Genomic DNA, 26313 nt, shown 5'->3' on the forward strand with positions numbered 1-26313 from the left:
TGGCCATGACCCCTGATCTTGATACTTTAGCCCATCAGATTATTCGCGCCGCCGAAGGCGCCTCACGCTACCTGGTCGCGCTGGCAGGGCCGCCGGGGGCGGGGAAATCCTATCGCAGTGCTCAGCTCTGCGATGCCATTAATCAGCACCTGCCGGGCCAAGCTGGGCTAGTGCCCATGGATGGCTACCACTTCGATAACGCTGTGCTGGGCGAGCAGCAGGTGCCGGTAAAAGGCGCGCCCCATACCTTCGATGTAGAGGGGCTGCGCTGTGACCTCGAACGCATCCGCCAAGGGGGTCATCCGGTAGCTGTACCGGTTTTTGACCGCCCGTTGGATCTAGCCCGTGCCGGTGGACGACTAATCACCCTTGAGCAGCGCATCGTCATTGTCGAGGGCAACTACTTGCTGCTTGACCGCTCCCCCTGGCGTGAGCTGCGACCGCTGTTCGATTGGACGCTATATCTAGACGTTGATGACGTCGTGTTGGTCGATCGACTGATCAATCGCTGGCTTGAGATGGGCCAGGATCGCACCGGTGCGCTGGAGCGGACCCACCACAAAGATATGCTTAATGCTCAATTAGTGAAGAGTTGCTGTTTAACGCCTGACCAGCGCTGGCGCTAGTACTAGTACTTTGTGTTAGCCCCTTTGTGTTAACCCATTGATAGCGTCACTTGTTACCTGCCTTTATTCACCCCATCGCGCCAAGAAGGCCTTGGCTGGAGAGTCCCATGACCCGACTTAACAATCACAACCTGGGCAAGCTAACCGACGATGTTGCCAAATCTAATTACGTTGCCAAACCTCAATATGACCGCAAGACGCTCACCCCCGGCATCGTACATATTGGGGTAGGCGGCTTTCACCGCGCCCACCAAGCGATGTATCTGGATGCATTGATGAACCAGGGCGAAGCGCTGGATTGGGGCATTGTTGGTGTGGGCGTGATGCCCGGCGACAAACGCATGCAGCAGGCACTGGCAGCGCAGGACTATCTCTATACCCTGGTGGTCAAACACCCCGATGGCCAGTATGAGCCACGGGTCATTGGTAGTATGGTGAATTACCTGTTTACACCGGAAGGCACTGAGACAGTTATCGAGCAGATGGCTGATCCGGCGATTCGCATTGTGTCATTGACGGTGACCGAAGGCGGTTACAATTTTCACCCGGTGAGCGGCGAATTCGACCTCGATAACCCCCAGGTACGCGCCGATCTTGCTAACCCCACCCAGCCCACCACCAGCTTCGGGCTGGTGGTGGAAGCGCTCGCCCGCCGCCGTGCGCGGGGTATCCCGCCATTTACCGTGATGTCTTGCGATAATATTCAAGGCAACGGCGACGTGGCCAAGCGCATGTTTGGCGCCTATGCCCTGGCGCGGGACGCCGAGTTAGGCGCTTGGCTTGCCCGTGAGGTGGCGTTTCCCAACGCCATGGTGGATCGCATTACTCCGGTGACGTCGCCCACGGATATTGATGAACTGAGTCAGCGCTTTGGCGTAGAGGACGCCTGGCCGGTAGTCTGCGAACCCTTCACCCAGTGGGTGTTGGAAGATCACTTCCCCCTTGGGCGTCCGGCGTTTGATAAAGTGGGTGTCCAAGTCGTGGAGGATGTCGAACCCTACGAACTGATGAAGCTGCGCCTGCTCAACGCCAGTCACCAGGCATTGACCTATTTTGGCTATTTAGCCGGATACCGCTACGCCCATGAGGTGTGCCAAGATCCGCTATTCGTTGATTTTTTACTGGGCTATATGCGCGAAGAGGGCACGCCGACCTTGGAGCCGGTACCGGGGGTTGATTTGGAAACCTACCGATTAACGTTGATTGAGCGCTTCGCCAACCCGCAAATCAAAGATACCCTGGCACGGCTTTGCGCCGAGAGCTCTGACCGCATTCCTAAATGGTTAGTGCCGGTGATTCGCCAACAGTTGGCCCAGGGTGGAGAAATAGAGCGCAGCGCCGCCGTGGTGGCCAGCTGGGCGCGCTACGCTGAAGGGGTCGACGAGCAGGGCCAGTCCATTGATATCGTCGATCGCTTGAAAGCGCCGTTAATGGCGATTGCTGCCGAGAACCGCCAACGGCCAACGGCCTTTATCGAAAACCGCGAGCTGTTTGGTGACTTAATCGACAGCACTCGCTTTGTTGAAGCCTATTTAGCGGCCCTTAGTTCACTGCACGAACGTGGCGCACGCGCTACGCTAGAGGGTCTGGCGTCGTCCAAAGGAACAGTGTGATGTATATCGGGGTGGATTGCGGTACCCAAAGTACCAAAGTAGTGGTGGTAGACGTTGAGCGAGGCAAGATTCTCGCTGAAGCAAGCCGTCCTCACCGCTTGGAAGAGGGCGAAAATGGCCGCCGGGAGCAGGCGCCTGCGGAGTGGTTAGCCGCATTGAAAGCGGCGTTTTTTGCCGCGTTGGATAAAGCCGCTGTATCGGCTAGCCAAGTGCGCGGCATTGGTGTCTCAGGCCAACAGCACGGCATGGTCGCGCTCGATGGCGAAGGCGTGCCGGTCTATCCCGCCAAGCTGTGGTGCGATACTGAGACCAGCGCCCAGAATGCCGATTTAGTTACCCGCCTGGGCGGCGAGCCGGGCTGTTTGGAGAAGCTGGGGCTGGTGCTACAAACCGGCTATACCGCGTCTAAAATCGTTTGGCTGCGCGAGCATCATCCGGATGCGTATCGGCGCATCGAGAGCCTGCTGCTGCCCCACGACTACCTTAATTTCTGGCTCACCGGCGAACGGGTCACTGAGGCGGGCGACGCCTCCGGTACTGGCTACTTCGATACTCGTAAGCGTTGCTGGCAGCTGGATGTTTTTGCCGAGATGGCCCCAGAATTAGACCCGGCGCGGGTATTGCCCCGGGTGCTGGAAGCCCATGAACCGGTAGGCTTTGTACGCCCGGCCGTGGCCCGCGAGCTTGGGCTTGGCGACCAGGTTGTCGTCTCCTCCGGCGGCGGTGACAATATGTTGGGCGCCATTGGCACCGGCAATATTACCCCGGGGCTGATCACGCTGAGTTTGGGCACCTCCGGCACCGTTTGCGCTTACTCGGCTAACCCTGTTGAATGCGATAGCGCCATGGTCGCCAACTTCTGCTCCAGCACCGGTGGCTGGCTGCCGCTGATCTGCACGATGAATGTTACTTCGGCCACTACGCGGGTGCGCGAGCTGTTTGGCTTGGATCTGGCAGCCTTTGGCGAAAAAGTAGCCAGCGCGCCGATAGGCGCCGAGGGCGTTACCGTATTGCCGTTTTTCAACGGTGAGCGAGTGCCGATGCTGCCCGACGCCTCCGCGGACTTTCTTGGCCTGACCAGTCTGAATACCACCCAGGCTAATTTGTGTCGGGCCGTGGTGGAGGGGGCCACTTTCGGGCTACGCTATGGGCTGGAATTGTTGGGTGATTTAACCGCCGGCGCCAGCCAGATTCGTTTGATCGGTGGCGGCGCTAACAGCCCCGTTTGGCGCCAGATGGTCGCGGACATTACCGGTACCCAGGTGATTTGTCCTGAGATTACCGATGCGGCCGCGCTTGGCGCCGCAATACAGGCGGCCTGGTGCGACCAGCGTTCAGAGGGCGTAACCCTGGAAACGCTGTGTGAAAGATTAGTCCACTTGGATGCGCAGTCACTTGCTGACCCCCATCCTGAGCGAGTGGCCGCGTACCAACCGATTTATATGCGCTACTGCGCAGCACTTGAACAACGCCATGGCGGCGCTTAAACGCATACCAAGGAGATTTTATGATTAGCCAGCTGCAACAGTTAAAGCAACATTCGCTTGTCGTCGCCGACACCGGTGATCTTGAGGCTATTCGCCGCTATCAGCCGCAGGATGCCACCACTAACCCGTCACTGCTGCTCAAGGCGTTTAGTCTGCCCGGTTATCAAGCGCTGATCGACGAAGAGCTGAGCAATGTAAAAGCCTCGGTTGGCAGCCGTGAAGAGCAGGTCAAGCATGCCGTTGACCGCTTGGCGGTGGCCATGGGCAGTGAAATTTCCGCCGTTGTACCGGGGCGTGTTTCCACCGAAGTGGCGGCCCGTTTGTCTTTTGATACCCAGGCCAGCATTGCCAAGGCCCACGAGTTAATCGAGCTGTACGATGCCCGTGGCGTGTCACGTGACCGCGTGCTAATCAAGCTGGCGTCTACCTGGGAAGGCATTCGCGCCGCCGAGGTGCTTGAACGCGAAGGTATTCAGTGCAACCTGACGCTGCTGTTCAGCGATGCCCAGGCCCAGGCCTGTTTTGATGCCGGGGTGTTTCTGATTTCACCCTTCGTAGGCCGCGTGACCGATTGGTACAAAAAAGAGACCGGCAACGACTACACGTCGGAAAACGACCCAGGCGTTCAGTTCGTGCAAGGCGTTTGCCAACGTGCCAACCAGGGTGGTTACGACACCGTGGTAATGGGCGCAAGCTTCCGTAATACCGGGCAGGTACTTGCATTGGCAGGCTGCCCACGGCTGACCATTTCGCCTGCATTATTGGAAGAGCTGGATGCCACCGAAGGCAGCGTTGCTGCGCAAATCCAAGCGGGTGAAGGCAGTGGCAAGCCTACCGAGCCATTGAACGAAGCCGCTTTCCGCTGGGGCCACAATCAAGATGCCATGGCCAACGACAAGCTGGCCGATGGCATCCGCCGCTTCCACGACGACCAGCTTGAGTTAGAGAGCCTGATCGATAAGCGGTTAGGCTGAAATATAAGCTAGCCCATAGCTTAAGCGCGTCGGGGTTAGGGGCCCCCTAACCCCGACGCCGTTATACATTCGGGTACAGGGAGAAAGCCTTATGGATGCCACCCTGAGCCAACTGTTGGAATCTATCGAATTAACCCCCGTCGGCGGTTTGCAGTCGCTCAGTGGGGGTGACATTGCTGCTGTATACCGCCTGGAGACCCGTCAGGGGCAGGTGGTGATTAAACACGACGATACGGCGCGGCTGCGTGGCGAAGCCGAAGGGCTGCGTGCGTTGCGTGGTGCCTGTTCATCGCTGGTAGTGCCAGAGGTGTTAGGTTTGGCAGAAGGCTGGCTGATCATTGAGTCATTGGACACCGTGCCCGCTGGGCAGAAGAGCGAAGCAGCGCTTGGTGAAGGGCTGCGCGGTTTGCACAGCGTGATTGGCGATGCCCACGGCTGGCATCAGGATAACGCTTGTGGGCGCACACCCCAGCCGAATGCCCCGCTCAGCGATGGTCGAGCTTTCCAGCGCGAGCGCCGCTTGCTCCCACTGTGTGAGGCGTGCCACCAGCGTGGGCTATTGGACAGCGAGCTGCGTGGCCGTATCGAACGCTTGGCCCACGATTTGGAACGCTGGCTGCCCGATGCGCCGCCCAGCTTGCTGCACGGTGATTTGTGGTCAGGGAATGTGCTCTTCACTACAAAAGGGCCGGCGATCATCGATCCGGCAGTGTATCGCCACTACCCGGAAGTGGACGTGGCGATGCTGACGCTATTTGGCTCGCCGGGAGAGGCATTTTTTGACGCCTACTGGAACGGCGACGCCCCGACCAGCTGGCCGAGGCGTGAAGCTCTGTTTCAGCTTTACCCACTGTTGAATCACCTGGTGCTGTTCGGTGCCGGCTATCGTTCTGCGGTTGAACGCTGCGTGGCGAGGCTTGAGTCCTTCGCCTGACTTACCAAAACTTACGTTTTACCAAGATTTATAGGGCAAAAACTTACCATTCAAGGTTAATAGTACCCGGTCGCCTTTGGGATCTTCGATTTTGTCGACCTCCATGGTGAAATCGATGGCGCTCATAATGCCGTCGCCAAATTTCTCCTGCACCACGTCTTTTAGGGTCTCACCGTACACACCGACAACTTCATAGAGGCGGTAGATAAATGGATCCTGGGGGATCGCTTCATCCCAGGCTTTAATGGGAAAGGCCACTAAAGCCTCTGCCGCATCGCTCTCCACGCCCAGGGTGTCACACAGCTTAGCGGCAACCTCTTGGCTGGCGCTGTTCATGCCGTAGCAGGTGGAAGCCACCCATACCGGCGACATGCCTACCGCTTTGCCAATATCTTCCCAGCTCATTTTTTTACGCGCTTTGGCGGCGAGCAGGGTGTGACGCATTTCGAGTTTATCCATTAGGGTTTCTCCTATACAGTGGGGACGAGTAACGCCCTTTTCTTTGGCCTAGGCTGTGATCAAGACAGCACTTTTTTGGGCTGAGTACGCACGTGGGTGGTATAGAGAACCAAGCCAACCAGGGTTAGGCCGCCTACCAGATTACCCAGTACCGTGGGGATTTCGTTCCACATAATGTATTGATACAGCGTGAAGTCAGCGCCCAGCATGAGGCCAATCGGGAACAGAAACATGTTGACCACTGAGTGCTCAAAACCAAGGTAGAAGAAAACAATAATCGGCATCCACATGGCCATGATTTTGCCGGAAACCGTTGTGGAGATGGCGGCACCTACCACGCCCATAGAGACCATCCAGTTGCAGAACATGCCTCTCAGAAAGAGCACAATCCAACCGGCAAGCCCCGCCTCCTGATAACCCACCGTGCGGCTTTCACCAACGGCCATCATCGTTTGGCCGACAGCGTTGATCTCCTCGGTGCCGCCCATGGTGAAATTCAGGTAGCCGAAGGTGGCGATAAATAGGGCGCCCCCAAGGTTGCCGAGCCCTACCAGTGCCCAGCACTTCAGCATGCGCGGCAGTGTCACACCGGGTCTTTTGTCGAGCCATGCAATTGGCACCAACATAAAAACCCCGGTGAGCAGGTCATAGCCCATCAGGTAGAGCATCACAAAGCCCACGGGGAAGAGCAGTGCCCCAATCAAAAAGTGGCCGGTTTGCGTCGCGATGGTGATGGCAAAAATAACCGCCAACGCCAGGGTCGCTCCCGCCATAAAGGCGCGGATAAGCGTATCCCGGGTGCCCATATAGACTTTTGACTCACCCTGATCCACCAACTTGGTGACAAATTCACTGGGCATTAGATAAGACATAAATATGTCTCCTGTGTCATTTCGGTTAATTAACGCCTAACCCAAGAGTTTTAGTGTTCCCTGATAGGAGCAATAAATAGGAGCAATAAAACCGATGGCTGCGCCGTCCTGGTGCAAAAGAGATTAAGCGTGTGGCGCTATCGCACTATCCACCCATCCGTTGCTATTTGTGTGCCAACTCGCGCATATTATTTATAATATTTTGTTTTTAATGGATTAATTTGTTTTTTAGAGGATGTTTTTGGAGCGTTTAAGGTGTTACGAAATATCGTAAATTACGATATTTCGTTGTTTTAGTGACGAAATGTCGTAACTGGCGCGGTAATTGAATGGTGATGGGACAATTCATTTGAGACCGACACTAATGGATGAGCCTGAAAGTCATCACGCTTTTGCGTTGATGGGTGGCTTTTCGCCCCTGTCGATGATTTTGGTCGACCCGTTTGCCGACCAGCTGATCTCTGCGAATCATGCCGCTTGCGCGATGCTCAATATTGATGAAGCAATGCCTTTGGAGGCACCGTTTAGCCATCGCTTGGGTGCTTCGCTGCCACTATGGGTGAGCTTCACCGATGAAGCGCTAACACACAAAGCGGCCTGGTCGGATGACCTGGTGATGTTAGATATGCTGCGCCAGCCGTATCGAGTTGAGGTTTATGCTCGGCGTATCGACGACTCTTCACAGCTGTTGCTGACGCTTATAGACCGCAATAAAGCTGAGCAGCGGCGAGCAAAAGCGGAATTAGGCCGCCAGCACCGCCAGGGTGAGGTGGGTTGGCAGCGGGTCGAGCAGGTATTCGAGCGGATTGAAAAGCAGAACCAACTGATTCTTGGCGCAGCGGGCGAGGGGATTTACGGGCTGGATGCCGAAGGCAAAACAACCTTCGTTAATCCTGCCGCCGAGCGAATTCTGGGCTGGAGTACCGAGGATATGGTGGGCCACGACGCTCACCTGATGTTCCACCACACCCACGCCGATGGCAGTCACTTCCCGGTGCAGCAGTGCCCTATTCACGCCTCGTTTAGCGACGGTCAGGTACATCACGTCGATAACGAGGTGTTCTGGCACAAAAATGGTGAGGCAATTCCCGTTGAGTACACGAGTACACCGATTTTTGAAATGGGGCGTTTGGTCGGCGCGGTGGTGCTGTTTCGTGATATTCGTGAGCGCAAGCGTGCTGAGCAGCAGTTGCGTGATGCCCTTGCTGAGGTGGAGTCACTCAAGCAGCGCCTCGAACTGGAAAATGAGTACCTCCAGGAAGAGATAAAAGCGGAGCTAAACCATCGCGATATTGTCGGCAATAGTCCGGCAGTGGCCAAGCTGATTCAGCAGATTGAGCTGGTTGCGCCCACCAGCGCCAACGTGTTGATTAGCGGCGAGTCGGGCACCGGTAAAGAGCTGATTGCCCGCGCCATCCATGCGGGGAGTACGCGCAGTGATCGACCGCTGATCCGCGTGAACTGTGCGGCTATTCCCCGTGATCTGTTTGAGAGTGAGTTTTTTGGCCATGTAAAAGGGGCCTTTACCGGCGCGGTGCAGGATCGCCCAGGGCGTTTTGAGCTTGCCCACGGCGGCACGTTATTTTTGGATGAAGTTGGTGAAATCCCCCTGGAGCTGCAGAGTAAGCTGTTGCGGGTGCTGCAGGATCAGCAGTTTGAGCGCGTAGGCGATAACCGTACCCGCGAAGTGGATGTGCGGGTGATTGCCGCCACCAATCGCGAACTGCGCGACATGATTGAGGCAGGCCACTTTCGTGAAGACCTCTACTTTCGACTCAATGTGTTTCCTATTGACTCGGTACCACTGCGCAAGCGGATTGAGGATGTGCCGCTTCTGGCGCGGCACTTTTTACAGCGTGCCTGCCTGAAATTTAATAAGCCGGGAGTGCGCATTCCCCCCGCCCAGTTGGAGATTCTGCAGCGCTACCCATGGCCAGGCAACATTCGTGAACTGGAAAACATCATTGAGCGCCAAGTCATCGTGACCCAGGATCGACGCTTAATGTTTGATGACCTGCTATCGGGAGAGCCGTCGCGCTCGATGGGGCGTGCTCAACCAATGCCGACGTTGCGCCACACCGGCGGAGAGCAAAGTAAAGCAACGCTGCTGACTGAGCAGGCGCTGAGCCAACGTCGGCGGGCGAGCACGATTGCCGCTCTGGAACAGGCGAGAGGTAAAATTTCTGGGACCGGGGGCGCGGCAGAACTGCTTGGTATTAAACCCACTACGCTGGCCTCGCGGCTAACTAAATGGGGTATCGATGCGCGGGAATTTCGTAAAAGAGCGCCGCATTAATCGCCAAACCACCATGCTTTGGACTAAGGTAAGTTGGATGCGACTTGACAACAGGCTGCACACATATTTATAGATTGTTCAAGGCTAGCATACATACATGAATGTAACTATAATGCTCATCTTTCTGAATGGCTTAACGTGCGAGTGGCTTAATTTTCTGCAGGACAAGCAGGTTGAGAGACTAAGCGCGTTTACCATCTGACGCTGATACCTAGAGGCAATCCCATGCGACTGGCACACTGGGCAGTCAATGCCCCTTTACGACCCCTACTGTTAGCGGTATTTACTGCTTCTTTTGTATTGCCTGCTCAAGCCGCCGACCTCATCACGATTACCCGTGATGCGTTGGATAATAACGCTGAGCTTGCTTCGGCGCGCTCGGAGTATTTGGGTGTTGAAGCAGGCAGAGACGTTGCCCGCGGTGGGTTACTCCCCCAAATTAACGCCTCGGGCACCGTGGCGCATAACGAGCAATATGAAAGTCAGGGTTCATCCCGAGCGGGAACAGGGGCTGGAACGGGTAATGTGAGCGCTGGTGATGACCGTTACAACACCGTAGCGCTCACCCTCGAAGCCACCCAAGCGCTTTATGATGAGGTCACGCGCCGCCAAGTCACTCAGGCCGAGCGGCAGATTGACCAGCAGGTATACCTGCTGGCAGCTACCGAACAGCAGCTATTAATTGACGTGGCCAGCGCCTATTTTGATATTTTGCGGGCTTATGAAGTCCTCGAAGCGCGTTTTGCCCAAGAGCGAGCCATTGGCCGTCAGCTTGAACAGGCAGGCGAACAGTTTGAGGTCGGTTTGATTGCGATTACCGAAGTCGAAGAGGCCCGGGCTACCTTTGACCAGTCCCGTGCTGATCGCATTGCCGCAGAGAGTAATCTGCAGGTGGCATTTGAGGCACTAGAGCAGCTGACCGGCCAGCGCTACGCCAGTATTGAAGCGTTGGGCGACAGTATGCCAATCGCCCTCCCGGAACCCAGCAACCGCGACTACTGGGTAGAGCAAGCCATTGAGCGCAATCCTCAGGTATTGGCGCAACAGGCGGGGATTGAGGTATCACGCAGCGGTGTGGAAATTGCCCGTGCGGGTCGTTTGCCCACCCTTTCAGCCTTTGGCAACTATCAGTATGGCGACAGTGATATTGATAACACCACTGGAAATGACTCCTCTAGCCAAGTAGGCATACGCGCTAATTTACCCGTCTACACCGGCGGCAGTACCAGCGCCAGCATCCGCCAGGGGACTTATCAACTTGAAAGCAGCCAGTATGATTTCGAGTCCCAGCGTCGTTCGTCAATTCAACAGGTTCGCTCTCTGTACACTCAAGTCAGCAACGATGTGGAAACTGTCGAGGCTCGCGAGCAGGCCATTGTATCCAACCAAAGTGCGCTGGAAGCGACGCGCGCCGGTTACGAAGTCGGCACCCGTAACATCGTGGACGTTTTGAACGCTGAGCAGAATTTGTATAACGCCATCGCCAACTACGCCGAGGCTCGCTACGACTATGTCGTTAACCTGCTCTCACTGCGTCAGCAGGCCGGGCGCCTGGATGTAGACGCCATTGAAGAAGTCAATGCGTGGTTAACCGGCGATGAGGTGAATTTCACCTTGCCCGAAAGCGGTGGCAACGACCGCTATGAGTCCGCGCTCAACATCGGTGCACCGCCCCAACCTGGCACGTAATGGCTTGTCGGTTGGAAGTGATTCAGGTGCGCATGTGCTATCGGTCACCTTAAAAAAGATATATGGGAATGCAACGTATGAAGAAGATGATTCACTCACGCCGAGCGAGTCTGGTGACGCTAGTAGCTGCGCTGGCACTTTCAGCCTGCGGTCAAGAACAAGCCGAGGCGCCTCAACAGGGTGCCCAGCAAGAAGCTCCACCTCATAAGGTCGAAGTGGCCGAAATGGTGCGTCAAGATATACCGTTGGATAAGTCGTACCCCTCACTGCTACGCAGTGATGATGAAGTCACTTTGGTGGCCCGAGTCAATGGGTTTCTGGAGGAACGCCACTTTGAACCCGGCCAGTTGGTGGAGGAGGGGGATCGTCTTTACACCATCGAGCCCGATCTTTACCAGGCCACGGTCAATCAGCGTGAAGCCGATTTACAGAGCGCTCGTGCCGAGCTTGCCCGCGCCCAGCGTGATGCCCAGCGTTTCGAGCAGTTATTAAGCCAAAACTCAGTGAGTCGCCAGCAGTATGATCAGGCGTTGGCCGACCAACGAGTAGCTCAGGCGAGCGTCGCCCAAGCAGAAGCCGCTTTGACCAGTGCCAACCTGGATTTAGGCTATTCCCAGGTGACGGCTCCTGTCTCAGGCATGATCGGTTTGAGCCAAGTTAACGTGGGCAATTTGGTGACTTCGGGTACGGAGCTGGCTACGATCACCCCGCTGGATCCGCTGGAAGTTCGTTTCCAACTGCCTCAGCGGGATGCCTTTGAGCTGCGTCGTCAGTTGAGTGACGGCGGTGATACGTCGGATATTCGTGCGCGGTTGAGCATTCCTGGCGTGAGTGGCGGCAGCGATTCCGAATTAGAAGGGCATTTGGACTTCCTGGGCTCTCGAGTCGATAGCGGCACCAGTACCGTGCAGGCATCCGCAACCTTCGAAAACCCTGAGGCGACCGTACTGCCCGGCCAATTTGTACGTGTACGCATCGAGGGCCTGAAGCGTTTTGATGTGATGGCAGTCCCGGAAATTGCCGTTACCCAAGGGCTAATGGGCCCGCAAGTGTTTGTCCTGGATGACGAGGACAAAGCCCGCGAAAGGACTGTTTCATTGGGCGAAGTGGCTGGCCCATGGCAGTTGATTCGTGAGGGGCTTGAGCCGGGGGAGCGTGTAGTGGTCGGCGACCCCGCTGGTTTAGAGCCGGGTATGGTGATTGATCCTCAGCCGTTTGCTGGTAACGCTGAGGACATCGTTGAAGATGTGGAGCAAGAAGAGGCCCAACAGCAGTCTGAAGCGGCAGAGACAATGGAAGAGGGGGCAGGTGATGACCAGCCCGCTGAAGGAGAAGAGGGTGCGCAATAATGAACTTCTCTAACTTCTTCATCAGCCGCCCGATATTTGCCACGGTATTGGCGATTATCGTGACGTTGGTGGGCGTGATGTCCATGCGTATTCTACCGATTGAGCAGTACCCCAGCGTGGTGCCGCCGACGGTATCGGTGCAAGCGCAGTTCCCTGGGGCGGACGCTGAAACCGTTGCGCAAACGGTGGCGGCTCCCATCGCCGAAGCCATTAACGGCGTTGAGAACATGCTTTATATGACCTCCAACAGCGCCGATAACGGCCTCATGAGCTTAAGCGTGGCGTTTGACATCGGCACCGACGGCGACATTAACACCATCAACGTCAACAACCGGGTTCAGGGAGCGCTTTCGCAGTTACCTGAGGCCGTGCAGTCACAAGGTGTCACCGTTGAGCTGCGCTCTGACTCGATTTTGATGTTTATCGCGTTGACCTCGCCTGATGGCGACTACGACAACATCTATATGCAGAACTACGCGACCCTTAACGTGCTTGATGAACTGCGCCAGGTGCCGGGTGTGGGTAATGCCGAGGTGTTGGGCGGCGGCGAGTTTGCCATGCGTATCTGGATGGATCCGGATAAGTTGGCCCAGTACGACCTGACGCCCAGTGAAGTGGCCAGCGCGATTAGGGCACAAAATACTGAAGTGCCTGCGGGCAATTTGGCATCGACGCCGCAAAGTGAGCCGCGTGCGTACACCTATACGATTACCGCTGGCGGCCGCCTTAATAATGTCGACGACTTCCGTAATATTTACCTACGCACCAATAACGACGGCTCTTCGCTACACTTGGAAGACGTCGCGCGTATTGAACTTGGGGCATCTTTTTACGGGGTTGATGCGCGTTTGAACGGCTCAACCATGACGCCGATTATTATTAACCAGCAGCCCGGTGCTAACGCGCTGGAAACTGCGCAGGGTGTGCGGGATACCATGGAGGAACTAGCCGGTCGCTTCCCGCCCGGGCTTGAGTATGTTGCCCCTTATGATACCACCCTGTTTATTGATGCCTCCGTGGAAACGGTGCTCCACACCTTTATTGAAGCCTTTCTGATCGTTATCGTCATTCTGTTTATTTTCCTGCAGAACTGGCGTTTCACCGTGATTGCCATGTCGGTGGTGCCGGTTGCGGTCGTAGGTACCTTCGCAGGCTTCTACATGTTTGGTTTTTCAATCAACTTGCTGACGCTATTTGCCTTGGTGCTATCGATAGGGATAGTGGTCGACGATGCCATTCTTGTAGTGGAAAACGTCGAGCGCGTGCTGAGTGAAGAGGACGATATCAGTGTACGCGACGCGACTATTCGGGCGATGAAAGAAGTCGGCGGGCCGGTGATTGCGACCTCGTTGATCATGGCAGCCGTGTTTGTACCCGTGGCTTTCCTGGGCGGCTTTACCGGGCAGATTTACCAGCAGTTTGCAATTACCGTGGCGATCTCGGTGGCCATTTCGGCGTTAATGGCGCTGACCTTTACCCCTGCTCTGTCAGCGATTTTTATCAAGCACAAAATCGCCGGTGCCGGGCAGTCCAAATTCAAACGCGCCCTAAATACACCGCTACGCCTGTTTGACCGACTGTTTGCGGGGATCACCGCTGCCTATATGTGGGTCGTAAAAGGCTTGGTACGGTTTTGGGTGTTAGCATTAGCGCTCACGGTAGCGACAGGGGTTGGTTCCTACTGGCTCTACGCCAATACGCCTTCAACGCTGGTGCCGGAAACCGACCAGGGGGTTGTGCTGGTCAGCGTGTCGCTTCCTGACGCCGCGTCGCTGGATCGCACCCAGCGCTATATGTCAAAACTCAGTGCAGCGATTGAAGATATTCCCGGTGTGGAATACTCCTCCGCGGTGGCGGGCTATGACATTTTGTCGAGTTCCGTGAATACCGCTCGGGGGGTAATGTTTATCAATCTAAGCCCTTGGTCTGAGCGTGATTTGACTGCCACAGAACTTGTAGGGCGCATTATGGGGTTGGGCGCAAGTATTGATGGTGGTTCCGCGATGGCCTTTAACTTGCCACCTATCATGGGGCTTTCGACCACTGGTGGTTTTACCGGCTACTTGCAGTCCTTTGATGGTGCATCGGCACGTGAGCTGTATGAAGCATCGCTGCAAATCATGCAGAAAGCTAACCAGCATCCTGCCTTGAACCGGGTATTTACAACGTTCAACGTTAATGTCCCGTCTTATCGTGCCAACATTGATCAGCAAAAAGCATTAAGTTACGGCGTGGCGCTGGAGAACATTAACTCGGCTCTGGGTAATACCTTTGGTAACGGCTTTGTGAACTACTTCAGCTATCAAAACCGTAATTTTCAGGTCTATCTACAAAACGAAGATGAATTCCGGAAGACGCCGGAAGACGTCAGCAGCGTTTACGTGCGTGGCGGAAATGGCGAACGTATTCCGCTCTCTGAATTTGTCGAGCTTGAGCGCCAAACCGGTCCGTCGGTAGTGTCCCGTTTCGGCGTTTATGCCGGTGCAATGTTCCAGGGTGAGCCAGCTGCTGGTTATAGCTCAGCTCAGGCGATCGAAGCAATGAACGAAGTCGTGGAGGAAGCGCTGGGCAGCAACTGGGGCATGGGCTGGACGGGTACCGCATACCAAGAGTCCAATATGGGCAGCGCCGCGACGCTAGCGATTGTCTTCGGCCTATTGATGGTCTTCCTGATCCTGGCGGCTCAGTATGAGAGTTGGTCTTTACCGCTAGCGGTATTGACTGCAACGCCTTTTGCTTTCCTGGGGGGTATTGGGGGTATCGCGTTGCGCGGGCTGGACACCAGTGTGTATGTGCAGATCGGCATGTTGGTGGTGGTCGGGCTTGCGGCGAAGAATGCCATCCTGATTGTCGAATTCGCCGAACTGCAGCGTAAGGAGCAGGGAAAATCAATCCGTGAAGCGGCGATTACAGCAGCAGAGCTGCGCTTTCGTCCCATCGTGATGACCTCCCTGGCATTTATCTTTGGTACCTTACCGCTCGCATTGGCGACCGGTGCCAGCGACGTGAGCAGTCATCACATTGGTACCACGGTCGCTATGGGTATGTTCTCAGTTGCCACCTTGGGCAGCCTGTTTATTCCCAGCTTCTACGCCATGATTGCAACCGTTTCTGATTGGCTAGGTCGCAAGATGAAAGGGAATAGGCATGATAGCTCACAGTCGGCACTTGAGCATGACAAAGCCTAGTCCTTAGCGATTAACCACCATCAAGAACAGGCGGGTGCTATCTTCGGATGGCACCCGCTTTTTATTGCGGTCACGATAATCAAGCTAGCTGACTAAGATCAAGGTAGAGGTGGCGCCCAAAAGCTAATCTGGACTAAGCTGGAAGTAACAATACATCACCGGCTAAGTACCGGGGGAGGCGCCATCATGAACGATCTACTGCACGCTGCTACGCAGTTTCCGACCATCGTCTTTACGTTGCTACTCGGGTTGTTGGCTCTTTACTGGCTGTTAGTGATTATCCGTTTAGCCCCTCTGGAGCTGTTTGAACGCGATAGCCTCAAAGAAGACCATCTCGCCAGCACGCTGGTTTCTCTAGGCTTCGCTGGGGTTCCCGCGACGCTGGCCTTGACGGTGATTCTGACCATTGCAGCAGTGCTTACATTGGTGATCGAACTACTGGTATTGCGGTGGCTACCGCTTGGCTTGATACGTATACCGGTAGGGGTGCTGGTGCTATGGGCTACGCTGGTGGTTGCTTCGTCTTTGGCGGCTATGCTCTGCCAGGCCTTGCACCGTGGGCTGCACCGTTATCGCCCCTTCACGCGCCGCTGTTTACTGGGGCAAACGGTGGTGGTGACTGAGCGCGAAGGTACTGGTGGGCAGGCGTTCGCAGTCATTGATAATGAGCCCAATAGCAGGGTCAAACTGCTGAGCAAGCACGATGCCCTACCTGTACAGGGGGAGCGCCGAGTGCTGGTGAAGTACTTACCTGAAGAGGGCGCCTATCGCAGCGTCTCTGAGAAGGCGTATCTCGAAACGCGAGTTCGTTTGAATAGACTGCGGCTAAACCAGAAAAATCGCCACTCAACCCATTACTCCACCTCCCACTAATACGACGTTCTATCTGAAGGGCGTCACCGGGAAGCCTAAATGCTAGGCATCCCGGTTATTTCCAACGCCGCCACTGCTGTGTCAGCCACTGCACTGCACGCTGCCAGACAGTGGCGTTTTGCGTCTTATCAACGGAGGTAGGACGAGGTGCGGGGCGGTTTAAAAAGTCGTGAATGGGGTCTACCTGTGCTGGTTTATCCAGCATGGGCGCATGACCACAGTCAGGCACTGTAAGCGTCACAAGCTTAGGCTGTGCTGCGGTCATCCGCGGTAGTGTTTCCGGGTCTAAAAGTGTGGACTCCTCACCGCGTATCACCATCGTCGGGCAGCGAATGTTCGCCCAGTCTGCCCACATGTCGCGCGGCGTATCGTGTACAAACTGCTCGCCGATGCGCGGATCAAAGTGATACGTCCAACTACCATCCGGTAACCGACGGGCACTGTTGAGCGCTAGTTCGCGCCATGCGGATTCACCGGTAATACCGAAACTAGCGTAGTGCTGATTGAGCTCTTGTTGGAGTTCGCTGAAGTTAGAGAAGCGGTGGGTAACGCCGAAATAGCTGGAGAGACCAATAAGACCCTGCGTGTTCAGCTCGGGGCCCACATCGTTAAGAATCAGCCGGGAAATACGCCCACTGTGTTGTGGGTCAGCGGCGATCAACATACCTAGCAGGCCACCCATCGAGGTGCCCAGCCAATCGATGTAATCGAGTTCAAAGTGGTCAAGCAGTGCGATTGCTACTGTCACGTAATGGCTATAAAGGTAGTCGTGAGCAGGGAAAAGCGACCAGCTTGATAAGCCGCGGCCCGGGGTGTCTGGGGCGATAATCCGCCATTCACTGCCGAGTTCCCGCGCCAGCGCGCTAAAGTCGCCACCGTGACGAGCAAAGCCATGCCAGGCGATCAAAGTGCGGGGGGCAGTAGGGTTCCAAATGCGTACGGCGACTTCTAATTCGCGTATGCGAACAAACTCCAAGGCATCCATAGGGTACTCACACGGCTAGAACAGTGGGGCCAGTATAAGCATACTTGCTGCATTGCAGCGAGAGTGGGTGCAATGTTTAACGCTGCATCATGCGAATAGAGGTATCAATCAGCTCGCCACCGCGTTCCCGAATCGAAAAAGCTCCGGGGTTACGTAGCCAGTCGTGGAACAGGCCTCCCAGCATGGACTGCATCAAGCGCGTTGCAATTTCGGGGCTAAGGTCTTCGCGCAACAATTGTTGCTGCTCAGCGAGCACAAAGACATTCAGCATCTCTTCAAAACACTCGTTGCCGATCTGCTCCTGCATGTCGAGCGGGTTAATATCGCTGAAGAACTCGCAGCGATGCAGCAGGATGGAGAGTATTCGCTGATAAGAAGGTTGCTCAAGGCGCACTAAACCCGCATGGCAGGCCAGTCGTATAGACTCCAATGGTGATAATTCGGCGTCGGCTTTGTCGACCTCATCCATCAGCGATTGGAAGGGCATACGCACCTGTTCAACCAGCGCCATGAACAGGTCGCCTTTGTTTTTAAAGTGCCAATAAACGGCGCCGCGAGTAAGGCCTGCATGGCGAGCAATTTGCTCTAAGGAGGTGCGCGCCACGCCCTTGGCAAAAAATACCTCTTCAGCAGCTTCAAGCAGTGCTTCTCGTGTAGCAGCCGCTTCTGCTTTGGTCTTTCTTGCCATGGAAATGCAACCTCATTATCGACACAGTATGGTCATATTTTAACCTAAGAGGGAGAACATTTACATTCAAAACTGTATGGTTAAATGAGCCATCTCATAACGTGGGTTAACAAATTCGTCATTTCACGACTGAAAGCGTATAAACAGGCAATGAAACTGGCCCTAATGTCGTGAGCAAAACGAATTAAAAAAACAGGACAGAAAGCATGGCGCGAGCTCCTTTTCAGCTGGGCGAACATACCATTATGCCCGGCCAACGCTTACAAGTTGATGTGCCGGTGGCGCGCTTATATACCCATACGCCCCTGCATATTCCTGTCGAAGTCGTTCATGGCCGTAAGGATGGACCAGTGCTGTTGGTATGTGGTGGCATTCACGGCGATGAAATCAACGGCGTGGAGATTGTCCGCCGGGTACTGCGCGCGAAAGCGATTAGTAGTATCCGCGGTACCTTGATCGCTGTGCCGGTTGTAAACGTACTTGGTTTCTTGCAGCAAACCCGCTATTTGCCTGATCGGCGTGATCTAAATCGCTGTTTTCCAGGCAGCGAGTCGGGGTCACTTGGCGGCCGTATTGCAAATCTGTTTCGCGAACAAATCGTCGATCACGCTACCCATATTATTGACCTACATACCGGTGCAATCCACCGCACTAATCTGCCGCAAATTCGTGCCCAGCTCCGTCCTGGAAGCGAAACCGAGCGTATGGCCGATGCTTTCGGTGCGCCCGTAGTGCTAAATGCGGAACTGCGTGAAGGTAGCCTGCGCCACTACGCTCAGAACCGCGGGATTCCAGTGCTGACCTATGAAGCCGGCGAGGCGCTGCGTTTTGACGAGTGGGCGATTGCCCCAGGGGTTCGCGGTGTGCTGCGAGTCATGCGCCGACTAGGCATGCTGACCGGCGAACAACGCCGCCGCACGCCAGCACCCGCGGAGCTTGCCAAAGGGTCAAGCTGGGCTCGGGCACCTATCGACGGCATTTTGCGCCCCAAGGTGCGCCTAGGCGCCCGCGTTGCGAAAGGCGAGGTGCTGGGCAAAGTCGCTGACCCTTTTGGCAATGATGAAGGCGAAGTGCGCGCCGCTGCCGACGGTATTGTGATTGGCATGAGTCGCTTGCCGCTGGCCAATGAAGGAGAGGCGCTATTCCATATTGCCCGTTTTGATGAAATTGATGAGGCAGAAACGGCTATTGAGAGCTTTAACTCAAGCTTGGTGCCGCCACCTGATTCGTTTTATTAATCGTAGTTCATAACTCAACGCTATCGCTTCAATAGTTAAGGATTAGCTACTATAAATGGCAAGTCAGTAGCCATTTGACTATACCTAAGGACGGGCTTTGTTAGCGGCTACTCAAAATGATAACACCCAAAACAAATAGCTAAGCTTTCATCGGACTCGAACGAGTGGCGATCAAACGCCACGTCTACCGTGACATGGAGGAAAAGCGATGACGAGCGATAAACCTAATCACACCACGACAGATGCGGGTATACCGGTCACCAGTGACGAACACTCGCTTACCATAGGACCCAACGGCCCGATTCTGCTCAACGATCACTACTTGATTGAGCAGATGGCAAACTTTAACCGTGAACGTATTCCCGAGCGTCAGCCTCACGCCAAAGGTGGCGGCGGTTTTGGGCGCTTTGAAGTGACTCATGATGTCAGCAAGTACACCAAGGCAGCCGTGTTCCAGCCGGGCACGACCACTGAAACACTGATGCGCTTCTCAACCGTGGCCGGCGAACGGGGTAGCCCGGACACATGGCGTGATCCGCGCGGGTTCTCGATCAAGTTCTACACCACAGAAGGCAACTTCGACATGGTGGGGAACAATACACCGGTGTTCTTTATTCGCGACCCGATGAAGTTTCAGCACTTTATCCGCTCGCAAAAGCGCCGCGCAGATACCAATCTTCGTGACCATGATATGCAGTGGGATTTCTGGACGCTGTCGCCTGAATCGGCTCACCAAGTGGCTTGGCTGATGGGGGATCGGGGTATCCCGAAAACCTGGCGTCATATGAACGGCTATTCCAGCCATACTTATATGTGGATCAACGCAGAGGGTGAGCGGTTTTGGGTCAAGTACCATTTTAAAACCGACCAGGGAATCGATTTCCTCACCCAGGAAGAAGCGGACAAAATGGCTGGCGCAGACGCTGACTACCATACCCGCGACCTCTATCAAGCCCTTAAAAATGGCGATCACCCCAGCTGGACGCTGAAAGTGCAGATCATGCCGTTTGAAGAGGCGAAGACCTACCGTTATAACCCCTTCGATCTGACCAAAGTGTGGCCCCATGCGGACTACCCGATGATTGAAGTGGGTAAACTCATCTTGGATCGTAATCCCACGGATTATCACACCGAGATCGAGCAAGCGGCATTTGAGCCCAATAATATGGTACCAGGTACCGGTTTAAGCCCTGATAAAATGCTGCTGGCGCGTGGGTTCTCCTACGCCGATGCCCACCGCGCGCGGCTTGGCGTGAACTATAAGCAGATCCCGGTGAATTCGCCGAAGTCGCCGGTGCACAGCTACACTAAAGATGGCGCGATGCGGGTGCAAAATGTCACCGACCCGGTTTATGCACCCAACTCGAAAGGCGGCCCCTCTGCCGATGCTGAGCGCTACCCTATGGATAACACCTGGGAAGTGAGTGGTGACTTTGTGCGCACCGCCTACACCCTGCGCCGCGATGACGACGATTGGGGGCAGGCCCATACCCTGGTGCGTGAAGTGATGGATGACGCCCAGCGTGACCGTTTGGTGTCGAACGTTGTTGGTCATCTATCGGATGGTGTTACGGAGCCGGTGCTTCAGCGTGCGTTTGAGTATTGGCGCAATATTGACCAGGAAGTCGGCGACCGCATCGCTAAAGGCGTGAAAGGCGGCTAACGCGTGACTTTTTAAGCACACGGCGCGCCGTCCACACCTTCAACGCTTAAGCGGGAAGGGGGGCAGAAAGGGCGGCGGGCTGTGTGTCTTGAGCCTCTGGCTCACGCACTAAACTTAACGCTTCATCAAATAGGCGCAATCCTGCGCCTTCTTTATGGGCGTGTTCTGACAAATGACGCCGGAAGCGCCTGCCGCCGGGGCAACCCTGGAATAAACCCAGCAGGTGGCGGGTAATATGATTCAGCTTCGCGCCTTCATCCAAGCGCTGCTGAATATACGGCCGGAAAGCGTTCGCAGCATCCAAACGGCTCTCTGCCGGGCCTTGCTCACCAAACAACTGTTCATCGACACCAGCGAGCAGCCACGGGTTTTGATACGCCTCACGCCCCACCATCACGCTATCCACATGGGTAAGCTGCGCTTGGCACTCCGCCAGCGTTTTAATCCCGCCGTTAATGCCAATATGCAATTCAGGGCGGCTCTGCTTTAGACGGTGAACACGGGGGTAGTTAAGCGGCGGCACATCGCGGTTCTGTTTGGGCGACAAACCCTGCAGCCACGCCTTACGGGCGTGAACGGTAAACACCTCGCAGCCTGCGTCAGCAACGATAGCGATAAACCGCTCAAGATCAGCGTCCTCATCCTGGTCATCAATACCAATACGGCACTTCACCGTGACCGGAATAGACACCGCAGCCTGCATTGCCCGCACTGCCTCTGCCACCTTTTCGGGGTAGCCCATCAAGCACGCGCCAATCAGGTTGTTCTGCACGCGGTCACTCGGGCAGCCGACGTTCAGGTTCACCTCGTCATAGCCCCAGGCTTCGGCAATCGCTGCGCACTCAGCCAGCTCACCGGCGTCGCTGCCGCCTAACTGCAGTGCAAGCGGATGCTCCACCTCGTTATAGCCCAAAAAGCGCTCACGGGGCGTCCCGTGCAAAATCGCACCGGTAGTGACCATCTCGGTATACAGCAGCGCACGCTTGGTTAAGGTGCGTGCTAGCGCTCTGTAATCGCGGGTTGTCCAATCCATCATGGGCGCTACGGAGAAAGTTCTATCCAGCTCCGGGCGGAAAATGCCAGACTTCATGCGGGTTTGCGCGGTTGTGGTATCATTCATAGCTGTTCATATTTACAGTAGTTAAGCGGCGTTTTACATGGTTCGTTGGTACATATTTGGTACTTGAGCCGCTTTTGATTTGGTACATCTGAGAGGCAAGTATGGCAACGATTCGCAAGCGCCGTAAAAAGGACGGCAGTTTCTCATATACTGCCCATTTTAGCATTCCGAGAAAGGACCTTACGCTAAAGCCTGGGTTTAAGCAGTAAACACCGCATACACCATCTGCAGTGCCAGCCCCATCAGCATAAACGCGAATACTCGTTTGAGAAGTTTGACGGGCAGCCTATGCGCTAATTTTGCTCCGATGGGAGCCGTTAGGATACTGAAGGGCGCCATGAGCAGTAGCGCGGGCAGGTAAACGTAGCCGAGCGCTGCACTGGGCAGTCCTTGGATAGACCATCCGTTGATTATGTAGCCAAGTGCACCAGCAACTGCGATAGGGAGTCCTACGGCTGCTGAGGTGCCTATTGCTCGGGGTAGCATGACGTTACACCAGGTGAGGAAGGGCACTGTTAGTGAGCCACCGCCAATAGCAACGAGCGCGGAAATGCCACCGATGCCCAACCCCACACCGCTTACGCCGATAGGGCCGGGTAAGCCGCGGCTCGGTTTGGGCTTGATGTTTGCCAGCATCTGGAGCGACATTAGCACCATAAAGCAGGCGAAAAAGATGGCAAGGCCGCGGGTGGGCAGCAGCGCAGCGATAAAGGTCGCCAAAAAGGTGCCGATTAATATGCCAGGGGTAATAAAGCGCACGATGTCCCAGCGAACGGCTCCGTGCCGATGGTGGGAAAGCAGGCTAGCGGTAGAGGCGGGAATGATGGCCGCCATGGCGGTGCCTAAAGCCAAGTGGGCAAGGTGCTCGTGGGGCACGCCTTGGAGTACGAAAAGCGACGTCAGAATTGGCACCATAATGCCGCCGCCACCAATCCCCAATAAGCCCGCCATCAAGCCCACAAAACCGCCCAGTGCTATATAGGCCAACCACCAAATGATGTCCAAAGCCGCTGCTCCTAAAAGTGTCTTGTTAGCATGATAAGCATATTGTACCTGAAGCGGTGCCTGTCGCGGGGCCAATACAAGTATTCCACTGTGGTGGCGGCTATGCAGTGGTAAGCTGCTAGGAGCCTGTCAGACTGAATGCGGATCTACTGCAAATTCGTGTGCTTTTCGCGACGATCGGTCAAGCCTGACAGGCTCCGGGGCAATATTTTGGAGTGCATATGCGCAATGTATTAAGCAGTGTTGGTGTGTTCATGATATCCGTTGCGCTACTGGTAGGCTGTGGCGAAACAGACGAGCCGAGTGAGTCGGTATCAACTGCAGAACAAACATCAGCCCCTGAGCCCACAGCTGCTGAGATAGACGTGGCTGCGGCAGAAGAGGTGGCGCCTCTTGTCGTCGAGATAATGGCGCATGTATCGCTGCGCAGTGATCGGCGTTTAATGGTGGAAGGCGAGAGCAACTTGCCCGATGAAACGCTGGTACAGATTATTGTCGAACGCGAGATCAGCAGCGTGCGTTGGCGTGAGCGGACGCGTATAGAGAATGGCGTGTTCGCAGCGGGACCATTTGGCCCTGGCAGTGGCTTACCCGATGGTGGCTATATAGTACAGGTTGAGGTTTCCGAAGGCAGTGTGCAGCCGGAAGCCGTTCAAGCGCGTATTGGCCACGAGGGCCAGCACCTGGCGGGAGAGCTGGTAAATCAATCCCGCCATGGGCTGGGCCAAGTGGCCACCTACTCACGACGCTTCTTGGTGGGGAGTGAGCCAAGGCAAACGCGTGACCAGGTGGAGGTGCTAGAGAGTCCGGGGAGGTAGACGCTTTAGGCAGGATGCCAATGGGCTAGCAGTACTGCATGAATCGATGTGTCGCTTGGGGCTTTTGTGAAGTGCTCAATAACGAAACGATCGTCGCGTTGCACTACATAGTGGCCCGCTTTGTGAAACACATGGGTCGGCCCGAGTAGCAGAAGATCGCCAGCATTAACGGGTGAAAAATCTGTACCTGGGCCGGGTGTTGCCATTACGCACGGTGCTTTCCAGTCGATGTTCAGCGGGAGGTGACTGGGCACTTTAATGGTCGTTGCCTGTACCTGTTCCCAGGGGAGGGGACCAGTATGGGTCAACGTTAATAGCTCGGGGGCGCTATCACCTTCCAATAGAGTTGCCAGGGAGCAGTCGAGTGCATCAGCGAGCGCCACAAGGCGTTCGTGACCGATCTGTTTGATCGCCCCAGATTCCCAATAAGAAATGGTGACATCTGACACGCCAACTTTGCGTGCGAGAGCAGCTTTGTTGAGCTTGGCCCTAAGCCGCAGTTGCTTGATACGTGAGCCTAGCGATTCCATTTCGTCTTCCTGATGATGAGCTAACAAGCTCGTTGAATGTCTTCCACTATAAATTTCTCTAATATAGATAGTGGAGCTATGAACATACTTTATTGGTCTATCTCAAGCTTGGGGTATGCACCCAAGATGTTGCTGCAGTGCCATACTAAGCGATTGTGCTTTAGCGCGCATTAGTGGACAAATAACGTTGAGTTAATTTCTCTGACGCTTTCTTGCGCTAGTCGTTCCCTGCGCGACGCTGTTGGTTGCGCCTAAGGTGCGTATAATATCGCCATGCATTTTTGCCAATAGGACGTTTTCATGACCGTACGTACTCGCATTGCACCTTCTCCCACAGGAGACCCCCACGTTGGCACGGCCTACATCGCGCTTTTTAACCTATGTTTTGCGCGTCAGCACGGTGGCCAATTCATTCTTCGTATTGAAGACACTGATCGGGTGCGCTCTACTCCTGAGTCGGAGCAGATGATTCTCGATTCACTGCGCTGGCTGGGTCTTGAGTGGGATGAAGGCCCGGATGTTGGCGGCCCCCACGGCCCTTATCGGCAAAGCGAGCGTGGCGATATATATGCTCAATACGCCCAGCAGTTGTTGGATGCCGGGCATGCATTTAAGTGTTACCGCACCAGTGAAGAGCTTGATGAACTGCGTGAAACCCGCAAGGCTGCGGGCTTGCACCTGGCATTGAAGCCTGCTGACTTAGCATTGGAGAGCCAGGAGCAAGCACGCCGTGAACAGGAAGGCTGGCCTTATGTAGTGCGCATGAATGTGCCTGCCGAAGGCGTTTGTGTGGTCAACGATATGCTGCGCGGTACGATTGAAGTGGAGTGGGCGCAGGTGGACGCGCAAATTCTGCTTAAATCAGACGGCATGCCCACTTATCACCTCGCCAATGTGGTCGACGATCATCTAATGGCGATCACCCATGTGCTGCGTGGGGAAGAGTGGATTAACTCCGCACCAAAGCACCAACTGCTGTATGAGTATTTTGGTTGGCAAATGCCGCAACTTTGTCACATGCCGTTGCTGCGCAACCCCGATAAATCCAAACTCTCTAAGCGCAAAAACCCGACCTCCATCAATTATTATCGTCGGATGGGCTTTTTACCCCAGGCCGTTACCAACTACTTGGGGCGGATGGGGTGGTCGATGCCTGATGAGCGCGAGAAATTCAGTCTACAAGAGATGATGGCGGAGTTTGACGTTCAGCGTGTCTCGTTAGGTGGCCCTGTATTTGATCTGGAGAAACTGACCTGGTTAAACGGTGTGTATATCCGTGAAGACCTGGATGATGATGCACTGTTGAGCGCACTGCGTGACTGGGCTTTCAATGAAGCTTACGTTAAGCAGATACTGCCGCAGGTGCGACCACGGGTAGAGACGCTCTCCCAGGTAATGCCGTTGGCAGGGCACTTCTTCTCTGGCCTTCCGGCGCTAACAAAAGCGTCGTTTGATAGCGTGAAGCTCGAGGAAGAGGAACTGGTCAAGCTGCTTCAGTTCCTTGTTTGGCGATTCGAGGGCGTTTCGGCTTGGCATAAAGAGGCGCTGTTGAACGAGGTGAAAACGCTGGCTGAGCACTTTGACTTGAAAATGAAAGCCTTTCTGGCGCCGGTGTTTATTGCCATTACCGGCAGCGCGTCCAGCACCTCAGTGATGGACGCCATGGCGATTCTGGGTTCAGACGTTACCCGGGCACGCCTGCGTAGTGCGATAGAGGTATTGGGCGGCGTCTCGAAAAAGCAGGCCAAGCGCTTTGAAAAAGAATTTCGTGAGATCGCTTCGTGAAATAGTTTAGTAAAATCAGCTAACCGCGCATGAGATAGCGCTAGCGCCAATTTCTCATCCTTAGGAAATTGGCGTTTTTTCTGTTGACGAAGGCCAGCGGAATCAGTATTATACGCTCCGT

At 55.2% G+C, this 26313-nt stretch carries 21 protein-coding genes; 14 read left to right on the forward strand and 7 right to left on the reverse strand.

Annotation, left to right across the window (positions count from 1 at the left end):
- The first annotated feature begins 5 nt into the window (after nucleotides 1-5).
- The 5 genes from RO22_RS06145 to RO22_RS06165 all read left to right on the forward strand — a co-directional run bounded on the left by RO22_RS06145 (nucleotide 6) and on the right by RO22_RS06165 (nucleotide 5634).
- Nucleotides 6-626, forward strand: coding sequence for a nucleoside triphosphate hydrolase (locus RO22_RS06145; protein ID WP_039859344.1), 621 nt, complete (start codon nucleotides 6-8; stop codon nucleotides 624-626).
- A 107-nt stretch (nucleotides 627-733) separates the two neighbouring features.
- Complete coding sequence (locus RO22_RS06150) at nucleotides 734-2239, forward strand: mannitol dehydrogenase family protein (RefSeq protein ID WP_041157856.1); 1506 nt, start codon at nucleotides 734-736, stop codon at nucleotides 2237-2239.
- On the forward strand, nucleotides 2239-3726 hold the full coding sequence (gene xylB, locus RO22_RS06155; protein WP_041157857.1) for a xylulokinase: 1488 nt from the start codon (nucleotides 2239-2241) through the stop codon (nucleotides 3724-3726). The genes RO22_RS06150 and xylB overlap by 1 nt, the downstream gene beginning before the upstream one ends.
- A gap of 20 nt (nucleotides 3727-3746) precedes the next feature.
- A complete protein-coding gene (gene tal, locus RO22_RS06160; protein WP_041157858.1) occupies nucleotides 3747-4700 on the forward strand; it encodes a transaldolase in 954 nt (317 codons plus the stop codon).
- Between the two features lie 91 nt (nucleotides 4701-4791).
- On the forward strand, nucleotides 4792-5634 hold the full coding sequence (locus tag RO22_RS06165; protein ID WP_041157859.1) for a fructosamine kinase family protein: 843 nt from the start codon (nucleotides 4792-4794) through the stop codon (nucleotides 5632-5634).
- A gap of 18 nt (nucleotides 5635-5652) precedes the next feature.
- On the opposite strand, the gene cynS is transcribed toward RO22_RS06165, so the two are convergent.
- Both cynS and RO22_RS06175 read right to left on the reverse strand, forming a co-directional pair.
- On the reverse strand, nucleotides 5653-6093 hold the full coding sequence (gene cynS / locus RO22_RS06170) for a cyanase (protein ID WP_041157860.1): 441 nt from the start codon (nucleotides 6091-6093) through the stop codon (nucleotides 5653-5655).
- A 59-nt stretch (nucleotides 6094-6152) separates the two neighbouring features.
- Nucleotides 6153-6965, reverse strand: coding sequence for a formate/nitrite transporter family protein (locus RO22_RS06175; protein ID WP_009287282.1), 813 nt, complete (start codon nucleotides 6963-6965; stop codon nucleotides 6153-6155).
- Between the two features lie 364 nt (nucleotides 6966-7329).
- Between RO22_RS06175 and RO22_RS06180 the strand changes: the two genes are divergently transcribed.
- From RO22_RS06180 to RO22_RS06200, 5 genes are all read left to right on the forward strand, one after another.
- Nucleotides 7330-9261, forward strand: a complete 1932-nt coding sequence (locus RO22_RS06180; RefSeq protein WP_052475543.1) for a sigma 54-interacting transcriptional regulator — start codon at nucleotides 7330-7332, stop codon at nucleotides 9259-9261.
- 225 nt (nucleotides 9262-9486) lie between these two features.
- Nucleotides 9487-10950, forward strand: coding sequence for a TolC family outer membrane protein (locus RO22_RS06185; RefSeq protein WP_009287284.1), 1464 nt, complete (start codon nucleotides 9487-9489; stop codon nucleotides 10948-10950).
- Between the two features lie 77 nt (nucleotides 10951-11027).
- On the forward strand, nucleotides 11028-12299 hold the full coding sequence (locus RO22_RS06190; protein ID WP_027959769.1) for an efflux RND transporter periplasmic adaptor subunit: 1272 nt from the start codon (nucleotides 11028-11030) through the stop codon (nucleotides 12297-12299).
- Nucleotides 12299-15487, forward strand: a complete 3189-nt coding sequence (locus RO22_RS06195) for an efflux RND transporter permease subunit (RefSeq protein WP_027959768.1) — start codon at nucleotides 12299-12301, stop codon at nucleotides 15485-15487. The genes RO22_RS06190 and RO22_RS06195 overlap by 1 nt, the downstream gene beginning before the upstream one ends.
- Before the next feature lie 186 nt (nucleotides 15488-15673).
- Complete coding sequence (locus tag RO22_RS06200; RefSeq protein WP_041157861.1) at nucleotides 15674-16360, forward strand: hypothetical protein; 687 nt, start codon at nucleotides 15674-15676, stop codon at nucleotides 16358-16360.
- Between the two features lie 55 nt (nucleotides 16361-16415).
- On the opposite strand, the gene RO22_RS06205 is transcribed toward RO22_RS06200, so the two are convergent.
- Nucleotides 16416-17345, reverse strand: a complete 930-nt coding sequence (locus RO22_RS06205; protein WP_009287286.1) for an alpha/beta fold hydrolase — start codon at nucleotides 17343-17345, stop codon at nucleotides 16416-16418.
- A 76-nt stretch (nucleotides 17346-17421) separates the two neighbouring features.
- A complete protein-coding gene (locus RO22_RS06210) occupies nucleotides 17422-18033 on the reverse strand; it encodes a TetR family transcriptional regulator (RefSeq protein WP_039859306.1) in 612 nt (203 codons plus the stop codon).
- A 206-nt stretch (nucleotides 18034-18239) separates the two neighbouring features.
- Here RO22_RS06210 and RO22_RS06215 point away from each other — a divergent pair, with 206 nt between their 5' ends.
- Complete coding sequence (locus RO22_RS06215; RefSeq protein WP_009287287.1) at nucleotides 18240-19271, forward strand: succinylglutamate desuccinylase/aspartoacylase family protein; 1032 nt, start codon at nucleotides 18240-18242, stop codon at nucleotides 19269-19271.
- A gap of 208 nt (nucleotides 19272-19479) precedes the next feature.
- The gene (locus RO22_RS06220) at nucleotides 19480-20934 is read left to right on the forward strand and encodes a catalase (protein ID WP_009287288.1); all 1455 of its coding nucleotides are present in this window, start codon (nucleotides 19480-19482) and stop codon (nucleotides 20932-20934) included.
- Nucleotides 20935-20980: 46 nt separating this feature from the next.
- Here RO22_RS06220 and dusA read toward each other — a convergent pair whose 3' ends face one another.
- Together dusA and RO22_RS06230 are read right to left on the reverse strand one after the other, a co-directional pair.
- Nucleotides 20981-22054, reverse strand: a complete 1074-nt coding sequence (dusA, locus tag RO22_RS06225; RefSeq protein WP_041157862.1) for a tRNA dihydrouridine(20/20a) synthase DusA — start codon at nucleotides 22052-22054, stop codon at nucleotides 20981-20983.
- Between the two features lie 198 nt (nucleotides 22055-22252).
- Nucleotides 22253-23059, reverse strand: a complete 807-nt coding sequence (locus RO22_RS06230; RefSeq protein WP_039859307.1) for a sulfite exporter TauE/SafE family protein — start codon at nucleotides 23057-23059, stop codon at nucleotides 22253-22255.
- A gap of 221 nt (nucleotides 23060-23280) precedes the next feature.
- Here RO22_RS06230 and RO22_RS06235 point away from each other — a divergent pair, with 221 nt between their 5' ends.
- On the forward strand, nucleotides 23281-23877 hold the full coding sequence (locus RO22_RS06235; protein WP_041157863.1) for a hypothetical protein: 597 nt from the start codon (nucleotides 23281-23283) through the stop codon (nucleotides 23875-23877).
- Nucleotides 23878-23882: 5 nt separating this feature from the next.
- Here the strand turns inward: RO22_RS06235 and RO22_RS06240 are convergent, their stop codons facing one another.
- The gene (locus tag RO22_RS06240) at nucleotides 23883-24407 is read right to left on the reverse strand and encodes a helix-turn-helix domain-containing protein (protein ID WP_176316289.1); all 525 of its coding nucleotides are present in this window, start codon (nucleotides 24405-24407) and stop codon (nucleotides 23883-23885) included.
- Between the two features lie 300 nt (nucleotides 24408-24707).
- Between RO22_RS06240 and gltX the strand changes: the two genes are divergently transcribed.
- On the forward strand, nucleotides 24708-26192 hold the full coding sequence (gene gltX / locus RO22_RS06245) for a glutamate--tRNA ligase (protein WP_009287292.1): 1485 nt from the start codon (nucleotides 24708-24710) through the stop codon (nucleotides 26190-26192).
- Nucleotides 26193-26313 lie beyond the last annotated feature (121 nt).

Source organism: Halomonas sp. KHS3 (genome assembly GCF_000830495.1).
In the GTDB taxonomy this organism is placed as follows: domain Bacteria; phylum Pseudomonadota; class Gammaproteobacteria; order Pseudomonadales; family Halomonadaceae; genus Vreelandella; species Vreelandella titanicae.

Excerpts from the sequence above, each read along its gene's own strand:
- RO22_RS06145 (WP_039859344.1), top strand. The coding sequence starts at position 6 with ATGACCCCTGATCTTGATACTTTAGCCCATCAGATTATTCGCGCCGCC.
- RO22_RS06150 (WP_041157856.1), top strand. The coding sequence starts at position 734 with ATGACCCGACTTAACAATCACAACCTGGGCAAGCTAACCGACGATGTT.
- xylB (WP_041157857.1), top strand. The coding sequence starts at position 2,239 with ATGTATATCGGGGTGGATTGCGGTACCCAAAGTACCAAAGTAGTGGTG.
- tal (WP_041157858.1), top strand. The coding sequence starts at position 3,747 with ATGATTAGCCAGCTGCAACAGTTAAAGCAACATTCGCTTGTCGTCGCC.
- RO22_RS06165 (WP_041157859.1), top strand. The coding sequence starts at position 4,792 with ATGGATGCCACCCTGAGCCAACTGTTGGAATCTATCGAATTAACCCCC.
- cynS (WP_041157860.1), bottom strand. The coding sequence starts at position 6,093 with ATGGATAAACTCGAAATGCGTCACACCCTGCTCGCCGCCAAAGCGCGT.
- RO22_RS06175 (WP_009287282.1), bottom strand. The coding sequence starts at position 6,965 with ATGTCTTATCTAATGCCCAGTGAATTTGTCACCAAGTTGGTGGATCAG.
- RO22_RS06180 (WP_052475543.1), top strand. The coding sequence starts at position 7,330 with ATGGATGAGCCTGAAAGTCATCACGCTTTTGCGTTGATGGGTGGCTTT.
- RO22_RS06185 (WP_009287284.1), top strand. The coding sequence starts at position 9,487 with ATGCGACTGGCACACTGGGCAGTCAATGCCCCTTTACGACCCCTACTG.
- RO22_RS06190 (WP_027959769.1), top strand. The coding sequence starts at position 11,028 with ATGAAGAAGATGATTCACTCACGCCGAGCGAGTCTGGTGACGCTAGTA.
- RO22_RS06195 (WP_027959768.1), top strand. The coding sequence starts at position 12,299 with ATGAACTTCTCTAACTTCTTCATCAGCCGCCCGATATTTGCCACGGTA.
- RO22_RS06200 (WP_041157861.1), top strand. The coding sequence starts at position 15,674 with ATGAACGATCTACTGCACGCTGCTACGCAGTTTCCGACCATCGTCTTT.
- RO22_RS06205 (WP_009287286.1), bottom strand. The coding sequence starts at position 17,345 with ATGGATGCCTTGGAGTTTGTTCGCATACGCGAATTAGAAGTCGCCGTA.
- RO22_RS06210 (WP_039859306.1), bottom strand. The coding sequence starts at position 18,033 with ATGGCAAGAAAGACCAAAGCAGAAGCGGCTGCTACACGAGAAGCACTG.
- RO22_RS06215 (WP_009287287.1), top strand. The coding sequence starts at position 18,240 with ATGGCGCGAGCTCCTTTTCAGCTGGGCGAACATACCATTATGCCCGGC.
- RO22_RS06220 (WP_009287288.1), top strand. The coding sequence starts at position 19,480 with ATGACGAGCGATAAACCTAATCACACCACGACAGATGCGGGTATACCG.
- dusA (WP_041157862.1), bottom strand. The coding sequence starts at position 22,054 with ATGAATGATACCACAACCGCGCAAACCCGCATGAAGTCTGGCATTTTC.
- RO22_RS06235 (WP_041157863.1), top strand. The coding sequence starts at position 23,281 with ATGCGCAATGTATTAAGCAGTGTTGGTGTGTTCATGATATCCGTTGCG.
- RO22_RS06240 (WP_176316289.1), bottom strand. The coding sequence starts at position 24,407 with ATGGAATCGCTAGGCTCACGTATCAAGCAACTGCGGCTTAGGGCCAAG.
- gltX (WP_009287292.1), top strand. The coding sequence starts at position 24,708 with ATGACCGTACGTACTCGCATTGCACCTTCTCCCACAGGAGACCCCCAC.